This window comes from Pedomonas sp., from assembly GCF_036515995.1.
In the GTDB taxonomy this organism is placed as follows: Bacteria; Pseudomonadota; Alphaproteobacteria; order Sphingomonadales; family Sphingomonadaceae; genus Pedomonas.
Genome location: NZ_DATBUP010000109.1, coordinates 25,396 through 31,395 on the forward strand (window position 1 = coordinate 25,396; position 6,000 = coordinate 31,395).

6 protein-coding genes are annotated in these 6,000 nt (G+C 58.6%); 1 reads left to right on the forward strand and 5 read right to left on the reverse strand.

Annotated features, from left to right (window positions below; translation table 11 throughout):
* Nucleotides 1–151: 151 nt before the first annotated feature.
* Complete coding sequence (locus tag VIG90_RS08265; RefSeq protein ID WP_331593016.1) at nt 152–643, forward strand: hypothetical protein; 492 nt, start codon at nt 152–154, stop codon at nt 641–643.
* Nucleotides 644–778: 135 nt separating this feature from the next.
* On the opposite strand, the gene VIG90_RS08270 is transcribed toward VIG90_RS08265, so the two are convergent.
* The 5 genes from VIG90_RS08270 to VIG90_RS08290 form a co-directional block, all read right to left on the reverse strand.
* Nucleotides 779–1,036 (reverse strand): septum formation initiator family protein, encoded by a 258-nt coding sequence (locus VIG90_RS08270; RefSeq protein WP_331593017.1) that lies wholly within the window; start codon nt 1,034–1,036, stop codon nt 779–781.
* Nucleotides 1,037–1,257: 221 nt separating this feature from the next.
* Nucleotides 1,258–2,535: a phosphopyruvate hydratase gene (eno, locus tag VIG90_RS08275; RefSeq protein WP_331593018.1), complete on the reverse strand. Its 1,278-nt coding sequence runs from the start codon at nt 2,533–2,535 to the stop codon at nt 1,258–1,260.
* Nucleotides 2,536–2,950: 415 nt separating this feature from the next.
* Nucleotides 2,951–3,484 carry a hypothetical protein gene (locus VIG90_RS08280; RefSeq protein ID WP_331593019.1) on the reverse strand — a complete coding sequence of 178 codons (534 nt, stop codon included), beginning with the start codon at nt 3,482–3,484 and terminating at the stop codon, nt 2,951–2,953.
* Nucleotides 3,485–4,000: 516 nt separating this feature from the next.
* Nucleotides 4,001–4,600: a DUF192 domain-containing protein gene (locus VIG90_RS08285; protein ID WP_331593020.1), complete on the reverse strand. Its 600-nt coding sequence runs from the start codon at nt 4,598–4,600 to the stop codon at nt 4,001–4,003.
* A 61-nt stretch (nt 4,601–4,661) separates the two neighbouring features.
* Nucleotides 4,662–5,231 carry a cold-shock protein gene (locus VIG90_RS08290; protein WP_331593021.1) on the reverse strand — a complete coding sequence of 190 codons (570 nt, stop codon included), beginning with the start codon at nt 5,229–5,231 and terminating at the stop codon, nt 4,662–4,664.
* Between the last annotated feature and the right edge of the window lie 769 nt (nt 5,232–6,000).

The following is a 6,000-nucleotide window of genomic DNA, read 5'->3' on the forward strand; positions in this document are numbered from 1 at the left end:
CGGTGGCAATGCCGGGCACAAAGGGGAAAGTGAGACCTGATACTTGCGATTCAGGACGCGCGTTCGCGCCAGCCGCGCACGACAGAACTGATATTGACGTGCGTGAAATGCGATGTTCAGATTAGATCGAAAGCGTCATGAAAGATAAAAAATGACCAAGCTGATCCGCATTGGTGTGTGGGGAATAGAGCGCTTGCTGGAAATTCTGTTCTGCAATCTGGTCGCGCCGGTTGCCTTTGCTCTGTTTTCAGGACGCGGGTCCGTACCGTACGATCCGGCGATCCTGTCCCAGCTTACCGTCGAAGAAATACTTGAGGCAGCAGAAGGTTGGCTGCACGCCACTCTTTTTGCCTATCTGATCAGCGGCTATATCTTCGCCACCCTCTGGTTCGGCCTGGTTGCGAGGCCCGAACGCATTTGCCGCCAATGCACCGTGATGGCCACCAGCGTTGTCGCCTGCTACGGAATCACATGCGTACTTTTTGGCATGGAAATGTTCCTACCAATTGGCGTGGTCTTGTTTATGGCAGGTGCGGTTGCCTACTCGACCTTTATCGGCGGCAGGCTACTGGACCGATGGCTGGAGAAAGTGGCCCATGACAAGATCAGCCAACCCGGTCAAATCAGCGCTCATGGAGGCTGACAATCCAGGGCGCATCGCTGACAGCTTCGCGTGACGAATTAACAAGTCGGCGTAGGAGGGGACAAAGCGGCTGGCTGAGCGTGCCCTGCAAGAAACCGGTCATCACAAGGCATACACCTTGCTCGAAAGCTGGCCCTAGCGGCGCGGCTCCAGCATAATGACGTCTTCGTCCGGGTGAGCGAGGCCGAGATGGCGGCGGACAAGTTCATCCGCATAGTCCGGGTCAACGTGATTGGGCGACAGAAGGGCGACGCGATGCTCAAGGTCTTCGCGCTGGTCCCTCACCTTCTTTGCGGCAATGGAGAGTTCACGGATCTGGCTATCGTAAACCGAGTATGCCCGCAGCCCGTGCTCACCTTGGAACGTGTGATAGGCAAAGTACGCGATGGCCACGATACAGCCAGCCGGCACAAGTGCCTGACGAACAAGATGAAGAAGGGGCGATTCAGTGTCCACGAGCTTAAATCATCACGGGCGGTGGGTTGCGTCAAGGGCTCGGTTAACCAAACCGACTGAAATTTCGTGGAAAAGCGCCAGCCCGCTGAAGCGAACCGGCGCTGTTTCTACATATGGTGTGTGGCTATTCAGAGCCACACAAGTCAAGCGCTGAAGATTTAAGCCTTCAGGATCGAACGGCCGGCGTAAACCGCTGCCAGATCCAGCTCCTGCTCGATGCGGATCAGCTGGTTGTATTTGGCAAGCCGGTCCGAACGGGCCAGCGAACCGGTCTTGATCTGGCCGCAGTTGGTGGCGACGGCGAGGTCCGCAATGGTCGAATCCTCGGTCTCGCCCGAACGGTGCGACATGACGGCGGTGTAGCGGGCGCGGTGCGCGGTCTCGACGGCGTCTAGCGTCTCGGTGAGCGAGCCGATCTGGTTGACCTTGACGAGGATGGAGTTGGCGACGCCCTTCTGGATGCCCTCGCGCAGACGGGTGGAGTTGGTGACGAACAGGTCGTCACCCACCAGCTGGCACTTGTTGCCGACGGCGTCGGTCAGCGCCTTCCAGCCAGCCCAGTCATCCTCGGCCATGCCGTCTTCGATCGAGATGATCGGGTACTTGGCGACGAGGTCAGCCAGGTATGCGGCGAATTCGGCGGATTCCAGGGTCTTGCCCTCGCCTTCCAGAACGTACTTGCCGTTCTTGAAGAACTCGGTCGAGGCGCAGTCAAGAGCGAGGTACACGTCCTCACCCGGCTTGAAACCGGCCTTCTCGATCGACTGCATCACGAAGTCGATGGCGGCGGTGGTGGAGGCCAGGTTCGGAGCGAAGCCGCCCTCGTCGCCGACGGCGGTGTTCAGACCAGCAGCCGACAGCTCCTTCTTCAGGACGTGGAAGATTTCCGCGCCCCAGCGCACGGCGTCCGACAAAGAGTCAGCGCCGACCGGCATGATCATGAATTCCTGGAAGTCGATCGGGTTGTCGGCATGCGCGCCGCCGTTGATGATGTTCATCATCGGAACCGGCAGGGTGCGGGCCGACACGCCGCCCACATAGCGGTACAGCGGCAGGCCGCGTGCCTCAGCGGCGGCCTTAGCGACGGCCAGCGACACGCCGAGGATGGCGTTGGCGCCGAGGCGGCTCTTGTTCGGAGTACCGTCCAGCTCGATCATGGCATAGTCGAGCGTGATCTGGTCTTCGGCATCGAGGCCGACGAGGGCATCGAAGATCTCGCCGTTCACGGCCTCGACGGCGGCGATCACGCCCTTGCCGAGGTAGCGGCTCTTGTCGCCATCGCGCTTCTCAACAGCTTCGTGCGCACCGGTGGAAGCACCGGAGGGGACGGCTGCACGGCCAAACGAGCCGTCTTCCAGCAGAATATCGACCTCGACGGTGGGGTTGCCCCGGCTGTCAAGAATTTCCCGCCCGACGATGTCCACAATGGCCGTCATTGCTATGCCCTCCGTTGGATAAAAATACTCGGCGTTGGATTCAGAAATCTCGGGGGCACCTCTAGCGTTCAAGCACTGGCGCGGCAAGAGATGCCGCACGCCTGAGGGGCAACGGAGTGCATTTTCCTGCACATGTGGGAGCAACGCCGCAGCCGGAGAGCCACACACGGCGCGTCTGCGGGCGCAGCGAAAGGTGCGGCGGGGCCATTGCGAACGGCATGACCACGGCACAGGCCGAGCGTGCAGCCGACGCGAGACGCGTCGTGCGCAGCCCTCCGGCCAGAGAGCATCATGAGCCGCCTGTCCTGCAAGCCCCACCTTAAAGGGAGGGGTCACCAGGCAGGCAGGGGCTCAGGCCAACCCTCGTGGGCCGCGCCGGGTTTGACCGCCGGCGAGCGCGGCCCGTTTCAGGCAATTAGTGCAGTTGCCAGCCGTTTTCCGACCAGCGCATGGTACGCTGAATAACCTCGCGGCCGGTCTTTACCCGTCCCCGGAGGTCAGGATTGTTGGCCCACGGCGCGGTCACCACATGGCGGAGCGCCACCTGCGCATCGAGCAAGCGCCGGTCGCCTTCGCCATACTCCCGGTAGTTGATGACGCGATCGACCTCGGTCTTGCCGTAGCAGAGCATATTATCGCGCACGAACGTGCGCCCCTGCTCGCTCAGATCGAAGTTCGCGCTGTTCAGGACAGACGGCGGAGCACCGGTCTGGCTGACTTCGCCTGCGACGAGGACGCCCTCCTGCACAAGGGCCTGAACCCACTTGGCATCAGCGGCCTCGCTGATGTCATTTTCGTACATGACCGAAAGCGGGAAGCCGGAGGCCACCTCCATGCAGAGATCCTTGCCGTACTTGGCGACGAACGCCTGCTCGATGTCCCCCTCGGAACCGCACGCGGAAAGCAAAAGCGAAGCTGCAATTACACCTACCAATGCCGAGCTCTTCATAACGTCTCCCCACTCGCATCGTAGATAGATTTATTTGTTATATATTATTTGCATCATATGCCCGCGCTTCGGCCGTAACAAGGCAAATATACAGGGGGTATGATCGTTAGATGACCACCCCAACAGCCAACACCGGGATCTGTACTAAGTTAAGGTGACTAAATAACGGAAAGCAGAGCGACTTGCGCCGCCATACAATGACAGCTTGGCCTGAACTTTTCCAGAGCTTGATAGAAATTGGTAAGAGACGGCCTCCCAAGTCGGGTAGCCGGGACTTTAAAGTAGCCTCTATGCCTCCCGTCTTGTCTGACACTGCGCTTGTTTCTGGACCGGACGGGCATTGATAATGCATCCTGCCGCGCCCTGCATGAGGAGGACTTTAATTGAATTGATTTGAGTGGAGCAAATAGATCAGCGGGCCGCACCACGGCCCGCCAGACAAAATCGAGCTGGACGACACTTTGCCGGCCTGGCTTTGCGCAAGCACAGGCAGTTCCGGCCTACCGACAAGACGCTCTAGCGCTGTTTGAGGCCCGGATGAAGCACCCGATCACCTTCGGCGATGCCCAACTCTTCCGACTGGCCACCCGCGATTTCAAGCACAGCGACGACAGCCCCGCGCGACTGGCGCGGCTGGAGCGAGTGCGGCTTGGCATTGGGTGCGATGCTCTCGATCCGACCATCTTTCTTGATGAAGATCAAATCGAGCGGGATGTAGGTATTGTACATCCAGAAGGATGCCTGCCGTGGCTCCGGAAACAGGAACAGCATGCCCGTGTCCGGCTCGATGGACTTACGGAACATCATTCCGATTTCATGCTCTTCGGGCGTGCGCGCAACCTCGACCTTAAAAACGGTGGGTTTGCCGCCCTTCCGCTCGATTGTCAGTTCAGAGGTTGCAAGGCGCTGTGGCTGTCCAAGCGGTTTGCCGCCGCCTGCCCATGCACCTGACAGCGCCAGCCCGCTGAACGGCAGACCACCGTTTGCCTGGCCTTCTTTTGATTGGCCACCATCTGACTGGCTGCCATTCGGCTGGTCGCTGCTTATTGGCACCACACCACCGGGGCCTGCCCGATCGGTGGGAACTGTTGCGATATCCAGGGCGAGCGCGGCCAACACCGCACCCGCCCCCAAGGATACCCTGATCAGGGTCGACCTGAAATTCATAGCTTCGGGATCACGCGTCGAGAACTTGCTCGACGACGACTGCCAGCGGCCCCTTCTCTCCGGCAGCAATCCTTGCTTTCAAGGACTGGCCAGGGATCAGTTCCAGAATGTCAGCCCGCCGCAACGTCTCCATGTGAACGAAGATGTCCTGCGTGCCGACGCCACGTGACAGGAAGCCATATCCCTTTAACCGATTGAACCACTTCACCGTTACGGTTTCGAAGTTCCCTGCCGGAGGCAGGAGCGAGAGCGGGTCTGTTCGCTCTGCTACACGCTGCAAAACCGTTTCGGGGTCTGGCCCGATGGCTGTCGAGAGATCCAGATTAAGGATCTTAGATGCTTGGCGGCCCCTATCCCGCTTTACGGCAAGACAGGTCAGCGTAGCCCCCTCAGGCAGGGTCCGACGACCAACTTCCCGCAATACGGTAAAGTGAACCAAGACATCTCCACCACCGACTGAAGGCACCAAAAAGCCGTATCCCTTTACGGCATCGAACCACTTGATGGTTCCGGTGACTTCCTCTCCGGTGGCCTCTGACTGCCGGTCGAGGTTCTCCCCTCCTTGAACCCTTTCCGCCATTTGGTTCCTTCCAACGCTATGCACCACAGATTTGTGCTATGACGATCAGTTAGCACATGTTTTCCCTGCGTCCAATTGACAAAGACCCAGGTCAACCGGCCCCCATGTTTGCCGGGAGCAATTTTTCAAAAGCTGCCACCACACATAACTGCTGATCCTCCCGTACTAAAAGTTACTCCTAATACTATAAAATTAACGAAAAATCGCCGTGTTAACAGCAATTTGGCTAACTTTATAGCCGTTTAGGTTAACCGATCCGCATTCAGGAGGCGTGATATACACATTCCCTAACACCCAGTTAACCATACGACTATTTTTTCGGAAGTCCGCCCTGCGGGCATCAACCTGAACAGGTGGGAAATGGACAAAACCTGCGGTTCATTTGTCTTATCAAGATACCAATTCAGCGCATTTCCGGTTTCCGATTCGATACGAACCCCCGCACAGGTTACTAGGCAACCTATTGAATATTATACATTCTTCGGAGCATCGAGGAAGAACGCACGAGCGGCTGTGCGCGAATCTCCCTAAGGAGACAAATCAGCGCGTCGCTAAGCCCGTGATGCGGACACACCCGAGGGTCCGCAGGGCACGCCAGCCGACCCGGATCCACCCCTTCCGCTTGCTGATCACCCTTCCCCTCCGCTATCAGAGCGCAAGGTTTTGCAAGTAGACAGGAAGAACATGGCCGGTCTGACCGAAGAGAAGACTTCGCCGGTCACGGCACGACAGGCTGACGAACTGGCTTTCCTGTTCGGCACGGTCCTTG

Excerpts from the sequence above, each read along its gene's own strand:
- VIG90_RS08280 (WP_331593019.1), bottom strand. The coding sequence starts at position 3,484 with ATGAAGAGCTCGGCATTGGTAGGTGTAATTGCAGCTTCGCTTTTGCTT.
- eno (WP_331593018.1), bottom strand. The coding sequence starts at position 2,535 with ATGACGGCCATTGTGGACATCGTCGGGCGGGAAATTCTTGACAGCCGG.
- VIG90_RS08290 (WP_331593021.1), bottom strand. The coding sequence starts at position 5,231 with ATGGCGGAAAGGGTTCAAGGAGGGGAGAACCTCGACCGGCAGTCAGAG.
- VIG90_RS08265 (WP_331593016.1), top strand. The coding sequence starts at position 152 with ATGACCAAGCTGATCCGCATTGGTGTGTGGGGAATAGAGCGCTTGCTG.